General features: G+C 72.2%; 14 protein-coding genes. 10 read left to right on the top strand and 4 right to left on the bottom strand.

From position 1 onward, the window contains the following. The first annotated feature begins 213 nt into the window (after positions 1 to 213). From htpX to ABZ449_RS05095, 3 genes are read left to right on the top strand one after another with little or no spacing between them, the layout of a single operon-like run. Positions 214 to 1,134 carry a zinc metalloprotease HtpX gene (htpX, locus tag ABZ449_RS05105; protein ID WP_360340377.1) on the top strand — a complete coding sequence of 307 codons (921 nt, stop codon included), beginning with the start codon at positions 214 to 216 and terminating at the stop codon, positions 1,132 to 1,134. Positions 1,135 to 1,157: 23 nt separating this feature from the next. Further along, the gene (locus tag ABZ449_RS05100) at positions 1,158 to 1,742 is read left to right on the top strand and encodes a hypothetical protein (protein ID WP_360340374.1); all 585 of its coding nucleotides are present in this window, start codon (positions 1,158 to 1,160) and stop codon (positions 1,740 to 1,742) included. A gap of 31 nt (positions 1,743 to 1,773) precedes the next feature. Beyond that, positions 1,774 to 2,607 (top strand): DUF3097 domain-containing protein, encoded by an 834-nt coding sequence (locus ABZ449_RS05095; RefSeq protein WP_360340371.1) that lies wholly within the window; start codon positions 1,774 to 1,776, stop codon positions 2,605 to 2,607. Positions 2,608 to 2,665: 58 nt separating this feature from the next. Here ABZ449_RS05095 and hemW read toward each other — a convergent pair whose 3' ends face one another. Next, on the bottom strand, positions 2,666 to 3,895 hold the full coding sequence (gene hemW / locus ABZ449_RS05090; RefSeq protein ID WP_360340368.1) for a radical SAM family heme chaperone HemW: 1,230 nt from the start codon (positions 3,893 to 3,895) through the stop codon (positions 2,666 to 2,668). Positions 3,896 to 3,953: 58 nt separating this feature from the next. Continuing rightward, a complete protein-coding gene (locus tag ABZ449_RS05085; protein ID WP_360340365.1) occupies positions 3,954 to 5,876 on the bottom strand; it encodes an AMP-dependent synthetase/ligase in 1,923 nt (640 codons plus the stop codon). 311 nt (positions 5,877 to 6,187) lie between these two features. On the opposite strand from ABZ449_RS05085, the gene ABZ449_RS05080 reads away from it, so the two are divergent. From ABZ449_RS05080 to ABZ449_RS05065, 4 genes are all read left to right on the top strand, one after another. Then, positions 6,188 to 7,921, top strand: coding sequence for an ABC transporter ATP-binding protein (locus tag ABZ449_RS05080; protein ID WP_360340362.1), 1,734 nt, complete (start codon positions 6,188 to 6,190; stop codon positions 7,919 to 7,921). 215 nt (positions 7,922 to 8,136) lie between these two features. Further along, positions 8,137 to 10,035 carry an ABC transporter ATP-binding protein gene (locus tag ABZ449_RS05075; RefSeq protein WP_360340781.1) on the top strand — a complete coding sequence of 633 codons (1,899 nt, stop codon included), beginning with the start codon at positions 8,137 to 8,139 and terminating at the stop codon, positions 10,033 to 10,035. 83 nt (positions 10,036 to 10,118) lie between these two features. Next, positions 10,119 to 11,099: an RNA polymerase sigma factor SigJ gene (gene sigJ, locus ABZ449_RS05070; protein WP_360340359.1), complete on the top strand. Its 981-nt coding sequence runs from the start codon at positions 10,119 to 10,121 to the stop codon at positions 11,097 to 11,099. Positions 11,100 to 11,187: 88 nt separating this feature from the next. Further along, positions 11,188 to 12,267 (top strand): FAD-dependent oxidoreductase, encoded by a 1,080-nt coding sequence (locus tag ABZ449_RS05065; protein ID WP_360340356.1) that lies wholly within the window; start codon positions 11,188 to 11,190, stop codon positions 12,265 to 12,267. A 175-nt stretch (positions 12,268 to 12,442) separates the two neighbouring features. On the opposite strand, the gene lepA is transcribed toward ABZ449_RS05065, so the two are convergent. After that, complete coding sequence (lepA, locus tag ABZ449_RS05060; protein ID WP_360340353.1) at positions 12,443 to 14,311, bottom strand: translation elongation factor 4; 1,869 nt, start codon at positions 14,309 to 14,311, stop codon at positions 12,443 to 12,445. A 327-nt stretch (positions 14,312 to 14,638) separates the two neighbouring features. Between lepA and rpsT the strand changes: the two genes are divergently transcribed. Continuing rightward, positions 14,639 to 14,908, top strand: a complete 270-nt coding sequence (gene rpsT, locus ABZ449_RS05055; protein WP_030309778.1) for a 30S ribosomal protein S20 — start codon at positions 14,639 to 14,641, stop codon at positions 14,906 to 14,908. Positions 14,909 to 15,590: 682 nt separating this feature from the next. Further along, a complete protein-coding gene (locus ABZ449_RS05050) occupies positions 15,591 to 16,247 on the top strand; it encodes a hypothetical protein (RefSeq protein ID WP_360340350.1) in 657 nt (218 codons plus the stop codon). Positions 16,248 to 16,280: 33 nt separating this feature from the next. Here ABZ449_RS05050 and holA read toward each other — a convergent pair whose 3' ends face one another. After that, a complete protein-coding gene (holA, locus tag ABZ449_RS05045) occupies positions 16,281 to 17,279 on the bottom strand; it encodes a DNA polymerase III subunit delta (protein ID WP_360340347.1) in 999 nt (332 codons plus the stop codon). Between the two features lie 74 nt (positions 17,280 to 17,353). Here holA and ABZ449_RS05040 point away from each other — a divergent pair, with 74 nt between their 5' ends. Next, positions 17,354 to 17,647 carry a hypothetical protein gene (locus tag ABZ449_RS05040; RefSeq protein ID WP_360340344.1) on the top strand — a complete coding sequence of 98 codons (294 nt, stop codon included), beginning with the start codon at positions 17,354 to 17,356 and terminating at the stop codon, positions 17,645 to 17,647. Positions 17,648 to 17,952 lie beyond the last annotated feature (305 nt).

The following is a 17,952-nucleotide window of genomic DNA, read 5'->3' as shown; positions in this document are numbered from 1 at the left end:
CCTTGGCACTCTGAACGTACGAGTGCCAGAACCGTACCTGCCAGTGTAAGGCCCGGGTCCTACGGCAGGAACGGCCCGAGCGGGGTGATCCTCCCCGCAGTTCGGGACACGGCCCGTCGGGCACCGCCGGTTCGATCCTCCCGGCACCGGGGTGGTGCCGGGAGGCCGTCCGGGTGGCAGCATCGAAAGCGACGGCGAACGGAGGAGCAAGCGATGTCGAGCTCGGGCCAGCACACCCGTTTCGCGCCCGATCGCGGCCTGACCGGCCGCATGGTCGCGACGATGTTCGTGATCGGGTTGCTGTACGTCGGTTTCACCGGCCTGCTGATCGCGCTCCTGCGCGGCGCCTGGCCACTGATCGTGCTGATCTCCGGCGGGCTGTTCGTGGCCCAGTTCTGGTTCAGCGACAAGATCACCGAGCGGGCGATGGGCGCCCACCAGGTGTCCCCGGAACAGTTCCCCCAGCTGCACGGCACCGTCGACCGGCTCTGCGCGCTGGCCGACATGCCCAAGCCCCGGGTGGCGGTCGCCGACAACGACATGCCGAACGCCTTCGCCACCGGCCGCAACCCGCAGAACGCGGTGATCTGCGTGACCACCGGGCTGCTGCGCCGGCTGGAGCCGGAGGAGCTGGAGGGCGTCCTCGCGCACGAGCTGTCGCACGTCGCCCACCGGGACGTCGCGGTGATGACGATCGCCGGCTTCCTCGGCGTCCTCGCCGGGGCGATGACCCGGATCGCCGTGTACGGCGGGTTCATGGGCGGCGGGCGCAACAACAACGACCAGAACGCCGCCATCGTGGCGCTGATCATCCCGCTGGTGTCGATGGTCGTCTACGCGATCAGCTTCCTGCTCACCCGGCTGCTCTCCCGCTACCGCGAGCTGGCCGCCGACCGGGCCGCCGCCCAGCTCACCGGCCGGCCCAGCGCCCTGGCCTCGGCGCTCACCAAGGTGACCGGGCAGATCGCGGCCATCCCCAGCAAGGACCTGCGCCAGGCGCAGCCGTACAACGCCTTCTACTTCGCCCCCGCGCTGAGCGCCCGGGAGGCCGCCACCCAGCTGTTCTCCACCCATCCGAGCCTGGAGAAGCGGCTGGCGCAGCTGGCGAGGATCTCCGAGCAGCTCGGCCGCTGAGCCCCTGACGCGAAAGGACCGCCGTGGGAATCCTGGACGCCCTCTTCGGCCGCACCAAGCCCGTCAAGCCCGACCTCGACCAGCTGTTCGGCGTGCCGTCCGCCGCGCTGACCCTGGAGGCCGGGGCCGGCTTCACCCCCACCGGGCTCGGCTCGGTCTGCTTCGCGGCCGTCGAGGGCGCGGCCTTCGTGCAGGTCGAGCAGCAGGTCCGGGCGCTGCTGGACGCCGACACCGAGCGCGGCGGCGTCCCGGTGGAGGCCTCCAAGGACGACTACGGCTACTCCTGGCTGCTCGCCCGGCACCGGCCCGGGGAACTGCCGGAGCTGGTCAACGACCTGCACGCGGTCAACAGCGAGCTGGAGGCGAACGGCTTCGGGCCGCAGCTGCTCTGCTCGCTGGTGGCCTTCCGCAACCCGCAGGGGCAGTCCCTGGCGCTGGTCTACCTCTACAAGCGAGGTACGTTCTACCCGTTCGCCCCGATGCCCGGCGGCAGCGAGAAGCGCAACAGCCCGCTGGAGCTCCAGGTCAACGCGATGCTGGGGAACGACCTGCGGCTGGAGAAGGACCTGAGCCGCTGGTTCCCGGTCTGGGGCGCGCCGGGCCTCTGACGGCCCGTCCGCCGTCCCTATGATCACCCGTATGCGCAGCCGCCAGTACGGACCCGACCTGACCCCGCCGTGGAAGAACCAGGCCCCCGCCCCGGAGGTGCCCGCCGAGCGGGACCTGGTGGTCGAGGAGGCGGCGACCGGCTACTGCGGGGCGGTGGTGCGCTGCGAGAAGACCGCCGAGGGGTTCACCGTCACCCTGGAGGACCGGTTCGGCAAGCACCGGGTGTTCCCGCTGGTGCCGCGCGGCTTCCTGTTGGAGGGCCGGGTGGTCACCCTGGTCCGGCCCGCGGCGCCGTCCGCCCCCCGCACGCCCGGCCGCACCGCCTCCGGCTCCGTCGCCGTCCCGAACGCCCGCGCCCGGGTCGCCCGGGAGTCCCGCATCTACGTCGAGGGCCGGCACGACGCGGAGCTGGTCGAGCGGGTCTGGGGCGACGACCTGCGGATCGAGGGCGTCGTCGTCGAGTACCTGCGCGGCATCGACGACCTGCCCGCGATCGTCGCCGACTTCGCCCCCGGCCCCGGGCGCCGCCTCGGCGTCCTGGTCGACCACCTGCTCCCGGGGACGAAGGAGCACCGCATCGCCGCCCAGGTCACCGGCGACTCGGTGCTGGTGGTCGGCCACCCCTACATCGACATCTGGCAGGCCGTGAAGCCCGCGTCCGTGGGCATCCCCGACTGGCCCGCCGTCCCGAGGGGCGAGGACTGGAAGGAGGGCACCTGCCGGCGCCTGGGCTGGCCGGTGGACACCCCGGCGGCCTGGAAGCACATCCTGTCGAAGGTCGACAGCTACAAGGACCTGGAGCCCGAGCTGCTGGGCCGGGTGGAGGAGTTGATCGACTTCACGGCCCTGCCGGGCCAGGAGTAGGCCCGGAACTCCGAGGTCCCGAGCGTGCTGCCCGGCAGGTCCGGCGGGGTGCCGGCGCTCAGTCCACCAGGTCGCGCACGACGGCGTCCGCGAGCAGCCGACCCCGGAGGGTGAGCGCGGCGCGGCCCCGCGCGTAGGACCCGGCGGCGAGGAGGCCGTCGGCGAGGTGCCGGTCCGCCGCCTCGCGGCCGGTGTCCGTCAGCAGGTCGAGCGGGATGCCGTCGACCAGGCGCAGCTCCAGGAGGACGCGCTCGACGCGGCGGTCCTCGTCCTCCAGCACCTCGCGGGCCAGGGCCGGGGTGCGGTGTTCGGCGAGGGCCCGGGCGTAGGCGGCGGGGTGCTTGGCGTTCCACCAGCGGACGCCGCCGACGTGGCTGTGGGCGCCGGGGCCCGCGCCCCACCAGTCGGCGCCGGTCCAGTAGAGCTCGTTGTGGCGGCAGCGGCCCTCGGGGGTGGTGGCCCAGTTGGAGACCTCGTACCAGGAGTAGCCGGCGGCGGCGAGGGCCTCCTCGGCGATCAGGTAGCGGTCGGCGTGCACGTCGTCGTCGATCATCGGCAGTTCGCCGCGCTTGACCCGGGCGGCGAGCCGGGTGCCCTCCTCGACGATCAGCGAGTACGCGGAGACGTGGTCGGGCCCGGCGCCGATGGCGGCGTCCAGGGAGGCCCGCCAGTCGTCGTCGGACTCGCCCGGGGTGCCGTAGATGAGGTCGAGGTTGACGTGCTCGAAGCCGGCCGCGCGGGCCTCGGCCACGCAGGCCTCGGGGCGGCCCGGGGTGTGGTGGCGGTCCAGCAGCTTCAGGACGTGCGGGCGGGCGCTCTGCATGCCGAAGGAGAGCCGGTTGTAGCCGCCCTCGCGCAGTTCGGCCAGGTACGCCGGGTCGACCGACTCCGGGTTGGCCTCGGTGGTGACCTCGGCGTCCTCGGCGAGCCCGAACTCCTCGCGGATCGCGGCCAGCATCTTCACCAGGTCGCGGGCGGGCAGCAGGGTCGGAGTGCCGCCACCGAGGAAGACGGTCCGCACCGGGAGGTCGGCGTCCCCCAGCACCTCGCGGGCGAGGCGGATCTCGGCGACCACGTTGTCCGCGTACGTCTCCTGCGAGGCGACCGCCCCGGAGGAGCGCAGCTCGGTGGCGGTGTAGGTGTTGAAGTCGCAGTAGCCGCAGCGGCTGGCGCAGTACGGCACGTGCAGGTAGAAGCCGAACGGCCGCGAACCCAGCCCGTCCAGGGCGTGCGCGGGCAGGGAACCGTCGGACGGCACCGGTTCGCCGTCGGGAAGTGCGGAGGGCATGAGCCCATTGTCCCGTACGGCCCACCCGTCCGGGTGAGCCGTACGGGAACGGGTCGGCTCAGGCCTCGTTGGCGCCCTCGTACATGGCGGTCACGGCGTCCGCGTACTCCCGCTCGACCACCGGGCGCTTGATCTTCAGGCTCGGGGTGAGCTCGCCGTGCTCGATGTCGAGGTCGCGCGGCAGCAGGTGGAACTTCTTGATCGTCTGCCAGCGCTGGAGGTCGCCGTTGACCCGCTTGACGAAGCCCCCGATCAGCTCGTGCACGGCCGGCTCGGCGGCCAGCTCGGCGTAGGACCGGCCGGCCAGGCCGTGCTCGGCGGCCCAGGGCATGAGGACCGCCTCGTCCAGGCCGATCAGCGCGGTGCAGAAGTTGCGGCCGTTGCCGATCACCAGGATGTTGCTGACGAACGGGCAGACCGCCTTGAACTTGCCCTCGACCTCGCTGGGCGCCACGTACTTGCCGCCGGAAGTCTTGAACAGGTCCTTCTTGCGGTCGGTGATCCGCAGGAAGCCGTCCGCGCTGAGCTCGCCGATGTCCTCGGTGTGGAACCAGCCGTCCGGCTCCAGCACCTCGGCGGTCTTCTCGGGCAGGTTGTGGTAGCCGCGCATGACGCCCGGGCCGCGCAGCAGGATCTCGCCGTCCTCGGCGATCCGCACCTCGGTGCCGGGCAGCGGACGGCCCACCGTGCCGATCCGCACGTCCTCCGCGCGGTTGACGCAGGAGCCGGCGCTGGTCTCGCTCAGGCCGTAGCCCTCCAGGATGGGCACCCCGGCACCGATGAAGAAGTAGCCGATCTCCGGGGCGAGCGCGGCGCTGCCGGAGACCGCGCCGCGCAGCCGACCGCCGAAGGCCGCCCGGATCTTCGCGTACACCAGCTTGTCGGCGAGCGCGTGCTGCACCCGCAGGCCCAGCGGGGCCGTCTCGGCGCCGGTGGCCACCCGGCTCTCCTGGATGGCCCGGGCGTACTCGCGGGCGACCTTGGCCGCCCACATGAAGATCTTGTACTTGGCGCCGCCCTCGGCCCGGGCCCTGCCCGCGATGCCGTTGTAGACCTTCTCGAAGATGCGCGGCGCCGAGGCCATGACGGTCGGCCGGATCGCCGGCAGGTTGTGGATGATCCGGTCCACCCGGCCGTCCAACGCCATCACGTGCCCGGTGGCGATCTGCCCGGAGATCAGCGTCTTGCCGAACACGTGCGACAGCGGCAGCCACATGAAGTGCACGTCGTCGGGGCCCAGCAGCCCGCTGGCCTCCTGCGCCCGGCCCTCGTACGCCCAGCAGTCGTGCACCAGGCGCACGCCCTTGGGGCGGCCGGTGGTGCCGGAGGTGTAGATCAGGGTGGCCAGCTGCTCCTTGCCGAGCCCGTCGACGGCCTTCTCCACCGCGTCCGGGTGCTCCGCCAGGTACCGGGAGCCGCGCTCCTCCAGCTCGGCGAGGGTGAGCAGCTCCAGGCCGGCGCTCTCGGGGGCCTCGGCGGGCGCGTCGAAGAGGATCACGGTGCGCAGCTCGGGCAGCTGGTCGATCTGCTCGACGGCCTTGGCCAGCTGGGCCGCGTTCTCGGCGAACAGGGCCCGGGAGCCGGAGTCGGAGAGGATGAAGGCGGTCTCGTCCGCGTTGGTGCTCGGGTAGACGGTGGTGATCGCGGCGCCCGCGCACATGGCACCGAGGTCGGCGACGACCCACTCGAGCCGGGTCGAGGAGGCCAGGGCCACCCGGTCCTCGGGACGGATGCCCAGGGCCATCAGGCCGGCGGCCGCCGCCTTGACCCGGGTCGCGGTCTGCGCCCAGGTGAGCGAGCGCCACTGCTCGGCGCCGGGCGCGCCGTCGGCGGCCTGCTCGTCCACGGGCGACGGGTAACGGTAGGCCTCGGCGTTCGGGGTCAGGGCGACCCGCTCCAGGAACAGGTGGGCGACGGAGGCGGGGCGCCCGGCGACGAGGTCGGGCCTGCCGGAGTCGATCAGGGACTGCGCGGAACTCAACGAGGACCTCCGGTGGCGGGTGGCCGTCTGAGGGAATGTCGCGGCGTCCGTGGGGGCGGTCGCCGGGCCCCCGGTTCACCTGAGCGGTACCGGTCAGTAACAAAGGGGCAATCAGCAGCCTAGGGGGAAACCGGTCATTCCGTAAGAGGGCAGCGCCCGACGGCACCCGGCCGAGCCGCCGGTGCCGGACCCGACCGTTCGGCAAAGGCCCGGCAAACCTCCGGCTCCCCACACGCCGAATGACCTGTACGAGGGTACAGAACACCCAGAATTGGGGTGCGAACCCGTCCGGCGACGACAAGAGTGTGCTAGTGCTGATCAGACTGCTGAGGGCGTACCTGCGCCCGTACTCCCGACCGATCACCCTGCTGGTGCTGCTCCAGCTGGTGTCCACCCTGGCGGCGCTCTACCTGCCGACGCTCAACGCCGACATCATCGACGACGGCGTGATCAAGGGCGACACCGGCTACATCCTGCGCGTCGGCGGAGTGATGATCGCGGTCACCGTCCTCCAGGCCCTGTGCTCCATCGGCGCCGTCTTCATCGGCGCGCGCACCGCCATGGCCTTCGGCCGGGACGTCCGCGCCGCCGTCTTCGACCGCGTGCAGAGCTTCTCCGCCCGTGAGGTCGGCCAGTTCGGCGCCCCCTCGCTGATCACCCGCACCACCAACGACGTCCAGCAGGTCCAGATGCTCGCCCTGATGAGCTTCACGCTCATGGTCGCCGCGCCGATCATGTGCGTCGGCGGCATCATCATGGCGCTCAACCAGGACGTCCCGCTGTCCGGCCTGCTGCTCGCCGTCATCCCCGCGCTCGGCGTCGTCGTGGTCCTGCTGGTCCGCGCGCTGCGCCCCAAGTTCCGCAGCATGCAGGAACGGATCGACACCGTGAACCGGGTCCTGCGCGAGCAGATCACCGGTATCCGGGTCATCCGCGCCTTCGTCAAGGACGACCAGGAGCAGGCCCGCTTCGCCGGCGCCAACGAGGACCTCACCCACGTCGCCCGCCAGGTCGGCCGGCTGATGTCCGTCATGTTCCCCGCCGTCATGCTGGTGGTGAACGTCTCCAGCGTCGCCGTGCTCTGGTTCGGCGCCCACCGCATCGACAGCGGCGACATGGAGATCGGCGCGCTCACCGCGTTCCTCTCCTACCTGATGCAGATCCTGATGAGCGTCATGATGGCCACCTTCATGTTCATGATGGTGCCGCGCGCCGAGGTCTGCGCCGAGCGCATCCAGGAGGTCCTCGGCACCCACAGCAGCGTCGTCCCGCCCGCCGCCCCCGTCGACGAGGTACTGCGCCGCGGCAACCTGGAACTGCGCGACGTCGACTTCCGCTACCCCGGCGCCGAGGCCTCGGTGCTGCGCGGCATCGACCTCACCGCCCGCCCCGGCGAGACCACCGCGATCATCGGCTCCACCGGCAGCGGCAAGTCCACCCTGCTCGGCCTCGTCCCCCGGCTCTTCGACGCCACCTCCGGCCAGGTCCTGCTCGACGGCGTGGACGTCCGCGAACTCGCCCCCGCCCTGATCGCCGAGAGCGTCGGCATCGTCCCCCAGAAGCCCTACCTCTTCTCCGGCACCATCGCCAGCAACCTCCGCTACGGCCGGCCCGACGCCACCGACGAGGAGCTCTGGCACGCCCTGGAGATCGCCCAGGCCAAGGAGTTCGTCGAGAAGCTGCCCGAAGGCCTGGACGCCCCCATCGCCCAGGGCGGCGGCAACGTCTCCGGCGGCCAGCGCCAACGCCTGGCCATCGCCCGCACCCTGGTCCGCCGGCCCTCCGTCTACCTCTTCGACGACTCCTTCTCCGCACTCGACTACGCCACCGACGCCAAGCTCCGCAAGGCCCTCGCCCGCGAGACCTCCGACGCCACCGTCCTGATCGTCGCCCAGCGCGTGTCCACCATCCGCGACGCCGACCGGATCATCGTCCTCGACGAGGGCGCCGTCGTCGGCAGCGGAACCCACCACGAGCTGATGGCCGACAACCCGACGTACCGGGAGATCGTGCTCTCCCAGCTCACCGAGCAGGAGGCGGCGTGACCACCCCCGGAAAGCCCGAGCTGAACAAGGGGCAGGCCCCGGGCGGCGCCGCCCCCGCGGACGCCCTCACCAAGGACTCCCCCACGAAGGCCCCCCTCACGAAGGCCCCCCTCACGAAGGACTCCCCCGCGAAGGACGGCGCGCGCAGCCCCGGACTGCCCAGCGACTCGCAGGCCGCCGCCGCCCGCCGCGGCCCGGCCGGCCCCGGCCGCTTCATGGGCGGCCAGGGCACCGAGAAGTCCATGGACTTCAAGGGCTCCGGCAAACGCGTCCTCGGCCTGCTGCGCCCCGAACGCAACACCCTGATCGGCGTCCTGCTCCTCGGCGTGCTCGGCATCGGCTGCGCCGTCATCGGCCCCAAGATCCTCGGCACCGCCACCGACCTGATCTTCGCCGGAGTCGTCGGCACCCGCTTCCCGGCCGGCGCCTCCAAGGACCAGGTCGTCGAGGGGCTGCGCGCCCGCGGCGAGGGCGGCGTCGCCGACCTGCTCTCCGCCGTCGACTTCACCCCCGGCCAGGGCATGGACTTCGGCGCCATCGGCACCATCCTGCTCTGGGTGCTCGGCGTCTACGTCGCCTCCGCCCTCTTCGGCATCGTCCAGGGCCGGCTGGCCACCCGGGCCATCCAGGCCGCCAGCTACCGACTGCGCCAGGACGTCGAGGCCAAGCTCGCCCGGCTCCCGCTCAGCTACTTCGACAAGCAGCCGCGCGGCGAGGTGCTCAGCCGGGTCACCAACGACATCGACAACATCGGCCAGTCCATGCAGCAGACCCTGGGACAGGTCGTCAACTCGCTGCTCACCGTGGTCGGCGTGCTCGCGATGATGTTCTGGATCTCCCCGCTGCTCGCCGTGATCGCCCTGGTCTCGGTGCCCTGCTCGGTGATCGTCGCCACCAAGGTCGGCAAGCGCGCCCAGCCGCAGTTCGTCCAGCAGTGGAAGTCCACCGGCCAACTCAACGCCCACATCGAGGAGATGTACACCGGCCACACCCTGGTCAAGGTGTTCGGGCGGCAGCAGGAGTCCGCGGAGACCTTCCGCGAGCACAACGAGGCGCTCTACCAGGCCAGTTACAAGGCCCAGTTCATCTCCGGCATCATCCAGCCCGCGATGATGCTGATCGGCAACCTCCAGTACGTGCTGGTCGCCGTCGTCGGCGGCCTGCGGGTGGCCAGCGGCTCGCTGTCCATCGGCGACGTCCAGGCGTTCATCCAGTACTCGCGGCAGTTCAGCCAGCCGCTCACCCAGGTCGCCAGCATGGCCAACCTGGTGCAGTCCGGCGTCGCCTCCGCCGAACGCGTCTTCGAACTGCTGGACGCCCCCGAGCAGAGCCCCGAACCCGCCATGCCCGAACGGCCCGACGTGGTGCACGGCCGGGTCGCCTTCCAGGACGTGTCCTTCCGCTACGACCCCGGGAAGCCGCTCATCGAGGACCTCTCGCTCAAGGTCGAACCCGGGCAGACCGTCGCCATCGTCGGCCCCACCGGCGCCGGCAAGACCACCCTGGTCAACCTGCTGATGCGGTTCTACGAGGTCAGCTCCGGGCGGATCACCCTCGACGGCGTGGACATCGCCGCGATGTCCCGCGAGGAACTGCGCTCCGGCATCGGCATGGTGCTCCAGGACACCTGGCTGTTCGGCGGCAGCATCGCCGACAACATCGCCTACGGCGCCGAGTCCGCCACCCGCGAACAGGTCGTCGAGGCCGCCAGGGCCGCCCACGTCGACCGCTTCGTGCGCACCCTGCCGGACGGCTACGACACCGTCCTCGACGACGAGGGCACCAACGTCAGCACGGGCGAGAAGCAGCTGATCACCATCGCCCGGGCGTTCCTCGCCCAGCCGTCCATCCTGGTCCTGGACGAGGCGACCAGCTCCGTCGACACCCGCACCGAGGTGCTGATCCAGCGGGCCATGGCCCGGCTGCGCACCGGCCGCACCAGCTTCGTGATCGCCCACCGGCTCTCCACCATCCGGGACGCCGACGTGATCCTGGTGATGGAGAACGGCTCCATCGTCGAGCAGGGCTCGCACGAGCAGCTGATCGCCGCCGACGGCGCCTACGCCCGGCTCTACCAGGCGCAGTTCGCCGAGGCCGCGGTCGAGGTGGACTGACGACCTGCCGGTGAGCGGGCCGGGGCGGGGACTTCCCGCCCCGGCCCTTCGCTTTCGCCGACACCGCGCGCTACCTTGGGCCCGTGATCGACGACCAGGACCCGGACCGCCCGGACGCGCCCGCCGCCCCCGGCACCCCTGGTCCCCCCGGCGCCCCTGCCGCCGCCGATGCCTCGAAGGCCCCGGACGCCTTCGAGGTGAACCGCCGCTACCTGGGCTCGGTCGCCTACCGGCTGCTCGGCTCGTTCACCGACGCCGAGGACGTCCTCCAGGACGCCTGGCTGCGCTGGCAGTCCGCCGACCGCACCGCCGTCGCCGACCCCCGCGCCTTCCTCACCACCGTCGTCACCCGGCTCTGCTACGACCAGCTGGGCTCCGCCCGGGCCCGCCGCGAGGCCTACTACGGCGAGTGGCTGCCCGAGCCGGCCGTCTCCTACGCCGCCGGCCCCGACTCCCCCGACGAACTGGCCGAACGCGGCGAGTCCGTCTCGCTCGCCCTGCTCGCCGTACTGGAACAGCTCACCCCCGCCGAGCGGGCCGCCTTCGTGCTGCACGACGTCTTCGCGGTCGGCTTCGAGGAGATCGCCGCCTCCCTCCGGCGCACCCCCGACGCCGCCCGCCAGCTCGCCTCCCGGGCCCGCCGCCGGATCAAGGCCGGCAGCCGGCACGCCGGCGACACCGACCCGGGCGAACACCGGCGGGCCGTCGAGGCCTTCGCCGCCGCCAGCACCCGGGGCGACATCCTGGGCCTGATGGACGTCCTCGACCCGGACGTGGTCTGGCACGCCGACGGCGGCGGCATCGTCCGCGCCGCCGCCCGCCCGGTGCACGGCGCCGACAAGGTGGCCCGGCTGGTCGCCGGCCTGGTCGGCAAGTGGTTCACCCCCGAGTACGCGCTGGACTTCGCACTGGTCAACGACGAGCCCGGACTGGTCTGGTACGAGCGGGCCACCGGCACCGTCACCGGGGTGGTGGCCTTCGCCGTCGCCGACGGGCGGATCACCGAGGCGTACACCGTCGTCAACCCCGAGAAGCTCGCCGGGATCAACCCGATCACGCTGTGACGCGGGTCACCGTCACACCCCGACCGGCCGCGTCGTCCCCTTCCCGAACAGCGCTCCACCGGAGCGCCCTCGCGAGGAGGCGGACGAGATGAGCAGCACCACCACCGGCCGGCGGATCGTCGTACTGGGCGCCGGATACGCCGGGCTCACCGCGGCCAAGGGCGCCGGACGGCACCACGCCGTCACCCTGGTCGCCCCCGAGGAGCGGATCCTGCACCGCATCCGTCAGCACGAGACCGCGGCCGGCCGCGGCCGCGACTGGCCCACCATCGGCGAACTCACCCGCGGCGGCCGGATCACCCACCGCCGGGCCCGCGCCGTCGGACTCGACCCGGCCGCGCACGAGGTCCGACTGGACGACGGCACCACCCTCGGATACGACACCCTGGTCCACGCCCTCGGCAGCCGCACCGCCTGGCACGGCGTCCCCGGCGCCGAACAGCTCGCCCACTCGGCGGAGCGCGCCGCCGAACTGCGCCGCCGGATCGACACGGCCGAACAGCCCGGCACCCTGGCCGTGGTCGGCGGCGGCGCCACCGGCATCGAGCTGGCCACCGAACTCGCCGAGGCCCACCCCGCCTGGGAGGTGCGGATCGTCGCGTCCGGCCTGGTCGGCGGCGTCTACTCGGACAAGGGCCGGGCCCACGTCCTGCGCGTCCTCGCCCGGCTCGGCGCGAGCGTCCACGAGAACACCACCGTCACCGAGGTCACCCCGGACGGACTGCGCACCACCGCCGGCCCGATCGCGGCCGACCTCGTCGTCTGGGCCGCCTCGCTGGAGCCGCACCCGCTGGCCGCCGAGGCCGGCCTGGCCGTGGACGAGCGCGGCCGGGCCCTGGTGGACGACCACCTGCGGTCGGTCTCCCACCCGGACGTCCATGTGATCGGCGACGCCGCCGCGGTCACCGTCCCCGGCGTCGGCACCCTGCGGATGGGCTGCGCCACCGCCCTGCCGCAGGGCCAGTACCTCGGCAAACTGCTGGACGGGCGCACCGAGAAGCCGTTCTCGTTCCGGTACCAGGTGCAGTGCGTGAGCCTCGGCCGCCGGGACGGGCTGCTGCAGGTGGTCCGTCCGGACGACTCGATGCGGCCCACCGTGTTCACGGGCACCGCCGGGCGGCTGGCGAAGGCGGCGATCGTCGGCGTGGTCCTCGGCAGCCTGAAGTAGGCCGCCGGGGCGCCGGCCGGTGCCGCCGGTGCCGCCGGTGCCGCCGGTGCCGCCCGCGAACGCCGGGGGACCTCGGGGGCCTCGGGGCCTCGGATCGTGCGCCGGAAACGCCCGAAACGCCGGAAGGGCCCGGGCAGGTGCCCGGGCCCTTCCGGCGTGCGTCGCCGCCGTACCGCTACTTCTTGTCCTTCGGCGTCTCGGCGTCGGTGGACAGCGCGGCGATGAAGGCCTCCTGCGGGACCTCCACGCTGCCGACCATCTTCATCCGCTTCTTGCCTTCCTTCTGCTTCTCCAGCAGCTTCCGCTTGCGGGAGATGTCACCGCCGTAGCACTTGGCGAGGACGTCCTTGCGGATCGCGCGGACCGTCTCACGGGCGATCACCCGGGAGCCGATGGCCGCCTGGATCGGCACCTCGAACTGCTGGCGGGGGATGAGCTTCTGGAGCTTGCCCGCCATCATCACGCCGTAGCTGTAGGCCTTGTCCTTGTGGACGATCGCGGAGAAGGCGTCCACCGCGTCGCCGTGCAGCAGGATGTCGACCTTGACCAGCTGGGCGGACTGCTCGCCGATGGGCTCGTAGTCCAGCGAGGCGTAGCCGCGGGTCTTGGACTTCAGCTGGTCGAAGAAGTCGAAGACGATCTCCGCGAGCGGCAGGGTGTAGCGCAGCTCCACGCGGTCCTCGGACAGGTAGTCCATGCCCTGGAGGCTGCCGCGGCGGGACTGGCAGAGCTCCATGATCGCGCCGACGAACTCGTTGGGCGCGAGGATGGTGCCGCGCACGACCGGCTCGAAGACGTCCGCGATCTTGCCGGACGGGAACTCGCTCGGGTTGGTGACGGTGTGCTCGCTGCCGTCCTCCATGACCACCCGGTAGACCACGTTGGGGGCGGTGGAGATCAGGTCGAGGTTGAACTCGCGCTCCAGGCGCTCCCGGATGATCTCCAGGTGCAGCAGGCCGAGGAAGCCGCAGCGGTAGCCGAAGCCGAGCGCGACCGAGGTCTCCGGCTCGTACACCAGGGCGGCGTCGTTGAGGCGCAGCTTGTCGAGGGCGTCGCGCAGCAGCGGGTAGTCCGAGCCGTCCAGCGGGTAGAGGCCGGAGAACACCATCGGGCGCGGGTCCTTGTAGCCGCCGAGCGGCTCGGTGGCGCCCTTGTGCTGCGAGGTGATGGTGTCACCGACCTTGGACTGCCGGACGTCCTTCACACCGGTGATGATGTAGCCCACCTCGCCGACGCCCAGGCCGTCGGCGACCTTCGGCTCGGGCGAGATGACGCCGATCTCCAGCAGCTCGTGGGTCGCGCCGGTGGACATCATCTGGATGCGCTCGCGCTTGGTGAGCTGCCCGTCCACGACACGGACGTAGGTGACCACGCCGCGGTAGGCGTCGTACACCGAGTCGAAGATCATCGCGCGGGCCGGGGCGTCCTTGACGCCGACCGGGGCCGGGATGGTGTTGACGATGTGGTCGAGCAGGTCCTCGACGCCCAAGCCCGTCTTGGCGCTGACCTGGAGCACGTCCGAGGGGTCGCAGCCGATGATGTGGGCGATCTCCGCGGCGTACTTCTCCGGCTGGGCGGCCGGCAGGTCGATCTTGTTGAGGACCGGGACGATCGTGAGGTCGTTCTCCAGCGCCAGGTACAGGTTGGCGAGGGTCTGCGCCTCGATGCCCTGGGCCGCGTCGACCACCAGGATGGTGCCCTCGCAGGCCGCCAGGGAGCGGGACACCTCGTACGTGAAGTCCACGTGGCCCGGGGTGTCGATCATGTTGAGGATGTGCGTCGTCCCGGCATCCGGACCGGTCTTCGGGGCCCACGGGAGGCGGACCGCCTGCGACTTGATGGTGATGCCGCGCTCGCGCTCGATGTCCATGCGGTCGAGGTACTGGGCACGCATCTGCCGGGGGTCGACGACGCCGGTGATCTGCAGCATCCGGTCTGCGAGCGTCGACTTGCCGTGGTCGATGTGGGCGATGATGCAGAAGTTGCGGATCAGCGCCGGGTCGGTACGGCTGGGCTCTGGCACATTGCTGGGGGTCGCGGGCACCTTGGTCCGATTCTCCGTTGGTCCGGGGCCGGGGGTGTCCGGATCATCGCTGACCGGTTTCCCGGGGACCGGACAGTCTCGTCCGATCGAAATAGTTCCTCCCATCTTCCCACGACTGCGGCCCGGGGCACCGTCCGGGAGCCTCGCGGGCTGCGGGCGCGATCCTCGCGGGCTGCGGGGGCGGGTGTCCGCGGGCGCCCGGTTTGGGGCGGGCGGCGGCCCCTGGTAGCGTGGGCTGCTGCACCTGGCCTCGGCATGCCCTCTCAGCAGGACCGAAGGCCGCCGGTGCGAACCCGTTCAAATCTTTAGACAGACTGAGGCTCTTTCGTGGCGAACATCAAGTCCCAGATCAAGCGCAACAAGACCAACGAGAAGGCACGCCTGCGCAACAAGGCCGTCAAGTCCTCGCTGAAGACCGCTCTGCGCAAGGCCCGTGAGGCCGCTGCCGCCGGCGAGACCGAGAAGGCCACCGAGCTGGCCCGCGCCGCCTCCAAGGCGCTGGACAAGGCCGTGAGCAAGGGCGTCATCCACGCCAACCAGGCCGCCAACAAGAAGTCGGCCATCACCAAGCGCGTCAACACGGCCGTCCAGGCCTGACGCCCCCGGGGGCGGTGACCCCCACCGCTTCGGGAGGACCCGGCCCTCTACCCGGACCCCCGAGGCGCGCAAGACTCGCACCGCACGCGGCCTGCGTTCGCCACGCGGGTGCGGTGCATCCAGCTTGACCAGAAGTGCCGGCTCATAGGCCTTCTTCTACTGCCCGTCCGGTACACACCGGGCGGGCAGTACGCATTCTGTGCACATGGATCCGGACGGGCCACTACGCGGCGAGCGCAGTCCCGGCCGCCAAAAACCGCTCCGCTCCTGAACCACCGCCCCCGCCCGGCCGAAGCCGAGCGGGGGTTCGCGCTGTTCGGAGGTGCTGCTGTCGGTCGACCAGACCATCAGCGACCGGCAACGAAGCAGTACGGCGGGCGTCGCAGTGGCCTCCCTCCCCGGAGGCCACTGCGACGCCTGTCGTGTTCCGGTCGTCCGGCCGCTAGGGTCGGTCAGGTGCGATCGAGGCGCGGGGAGCGCCCGACGCCAGGCTCAGGGGGGACCTTCCATGACGACGCCACCGCCGCCACCGGCACCGAACGGGCCGGGGTACGGCTTCCCGCAACAGCCGGGTGGGGGCGCGCAGCCCGTACCGGGCGCGCCGGGGCTCGCGGGGGCCGCTGGCTTCGGACCGCCACCCGGGCTGCCCACCGCGCCCGGCACGGCCGTTCCTCCTCCGGGAGTGGCGCCGGGCTCCGGGAGGAGCGGGAACCTGCGGCGCAACGCCGTCTGGGCGTTCGTCGGCGCGGTGATCGTCTCGGTCGGCTGGGCCGCCGCCGTGATGGCCGTCCCCGGCCTGGTCAGCAGCGATTCCTCGCCGCGCGGCCTGCGCGGCTACCACCTCTCCGAGGACTTCTGCACCACCGGGAAGCCCACCAGGCTCCTCCAGACGTACTCCGTCTCGGACACCTCCGCGCCGACCCACCACACCGACCGGCACCCGGCGCTGGACAGCATGAACTGCTCGATGTCGCTCAAGCGCACCGGCGGCGGCAGCGACAGCGAGTACGCCTCCCTCTACATGCGCGCCGACCTGCACAAGGCGGTCAACCCGGCGCCCGAGCAAGAAGCAAACAAGGAGCTCTACCGGGCGCGCGGCTACCAGGTCACCGACGTCCCGGGGCTCGGCGAGGAGGCGTACTTCCTGTACAAGGACGACCCCTCGGACAAGTACCACAGTGTCAACGCCGAGCTGGACATCCGCGACGGCGGGATGACCTACTACATCAGCTACTCGGCCAGCTACACCGAGGGCAAGGCCAAGCCGCCGTCCAAGGAGGAGCTGCGCAGCGCCCTCCAGGCCGACGGGCAGGACGCCGTCCGGGCGATGAAGAAGTAGGCCCGGGCCCGGGCCGTCCTCCCGCGGGGCCGCTCAGTAGGCGGGCCGGGAGCCGGCCCGGGCGGCCCGGGCGACGGCGACCACCGCGCGCTCCAGGGCGAAGGCCGGGTCGTCCGAACCGCCCTTGACGGCGGCGTCGGCCTGGGCGATCGCGGTCAGCGCGGTGGCCACCCCGTCGCCCGTCCAGCCGCGCATCTGCTGGCGGACCCGGTCGACCTTCCACGGCGGCATGCCCAGCTCACGGGCCAGGTCGCCCGGGCGCATGTTCCGCCCGGCGCTCGCCAGCCGGCCGATGCTGCGCACACCCGAGGCCAGCGCGTAGGTGATGCCGGTCGGCGGCTGGCCGACGGCCAGCGCCCAGCGCAGCCGCTCCAGCGCCTCCGCGGCCCGGCCGGTGACCGCCAGGTCCGCCACCTCGAAGCCGGTCGCCTCGGCCCGGCCGCTGTAGTAGCGGGCCACCACCGTCTCGTCGATCGTGCCCTCGACGTCCGAGGTCAGCTGGTGGCAGGCGGCGGCCAGCTCGCGCAGGTCGCTGCCGAGCGCGTCCAGCAGCGTCTGGCAGGCCTCCGGGGTCGCGGAGCGGCCCAGGGTGCGGAACTCGCCCTTGACGAAGGCCAGCCGCTCGCTCGCCTTGGCCAGCTTGGCGCAGGCCACCTCGCGCCCGCCGGCCTTGCGCCCGGCGTCCAGCAGGCCCTTGCCCTTGGCACCGCCGGCGTGCACCAGCACCATGATCACTTCGTCGGCCGGTGCCTCGATGTACGCCTTGACCTCCTTCACCGAGTCGGCGGAGAGGTCCTGTGCGGCCCGGACCACGATCACCTTGCGCTCGGCGAACAGCGACGGCGTGGTGAGCTCGGCCAGACTGCCGGGCTGCAGGCCGCCGGGCGGCAGGTCCCGCACGTCGGTGTCCGGGTCCGCCGCCTTCGCCGCCGCCACCACCTGGGCGACCGCGCGGTCCAGCAGCAGCTCCTCCTGGCCGACCGCGAGGGTCAGCGGGGCGAGCAGGTCGTCGGGTGCACTCTTCCTGGCCATCGCCTACCAGCATCCCACGGGCCGCGGACACTCCCGCCCGACGGAGCGGACGGCCCGACCTGGACAATGGCCTGGTGAGCGAGAACCAGACCACCGACCTCCCGGACGTCGACGACCCGTACGCCCGGCAGCTGCTCGTCCTGCCCGACCGTGACACCGCCCAGGAGGCGGCCGAGGAACTCGGCGCCACCCAGCCCGACCTCGGCGAGCTCGAAGTCGTCCGCGACGCGCTCGCGGGCGAGGACGACGCCGAGGACGCCCAGTGGCTGATCGTGGCCGAAGCCCCGGAGAGCGGCTGGACCCCCGCCCTGCTGCACGCCCTCGACACCCTCGCGGCCGGCTACGAGGGCTGGCGCGAGGAGGCCTGACGGCCCCGGGCCGGCTGGACCGCGCCCTCGCAGGCCACCACTGCGGCGCGCTCCGGGCGAGGTCCGGCCCGGAGCGTGCCGGAAGATCGGAACGGTCCGGGCCGGGCCCCGGCGCTGGAATGCGGACCTTTCCGCGGCGTGCTCCGGGCCGGCCCGGAGCACGCCGCAACCGCTTCTCCGGGCTCTCGCGCATCCTGCGGCACGGTGCTGCGGGCCACCTTCGGCGCCGAGCCTGTGGTTTTTCGCCGGCGCGGGGCCGGGCCGGGCCGGCGGGCGGGCCCAACATATGAAAAACAAAGAGGCCC

Origin of the sequence: Kitasatospora sp. NPDC005856 (assembly GCF_040629945.1) — a bacterium.
Classification (GTDB): domain Bacteria; phylum Actinomycetota; class Actinomycetes; order Streptomycetales; family Streptomycetaceae; genus Kitasatospora.
This window is presented reverse-complemented; position numbering and strand designations above follow the sequence as displayed.

Bases quoted from the DNA above. Each gene is read 5' to 3' on its own strand.
- htpX (WP_360340377.1), top strand. From the start codon at position 214: ATGTCGAGCTCGGGCCAGCACACCCGTTTCGCGCCCGATCGCGGCCTG.
- ABZ449_RS05095 (WP_360340371.1), top strand. From the start codon at position 1,774: ATGCGCAGCCGCCAGTACGGACCCGACCTGACCCCGCCGTGGAAGAAC.
- hemW (WP_360340368.1), bottom strand. From the start codon at position 3,895: ATGCCCTCCGCACTTCCCGACGGCGAACCGGTGCCGTCCGACGGTTCC.
- ABZ449_RS05075 (WP_360340781.1), top strand. From the start codon at position 8,137: ATGGGCGGCCAGGGCACCGAGAAGTCCATGGACTTCAAGGGCTCCGGC.
- ABZ449_RS05065 (WP_360340356.1), top strand. From the start codon at position 11,188: ATGAGCAGCACCACCACCGGCCGGCGGATCGTCGTACTGGGCGCCGGA.
- holA (WP_360340347.1), bottom strand. From the start codon at position 17,279: ATGGCCAGGAAGAGTGCACCCGACGACCTGCTCGCCCCGCTGACCCTC.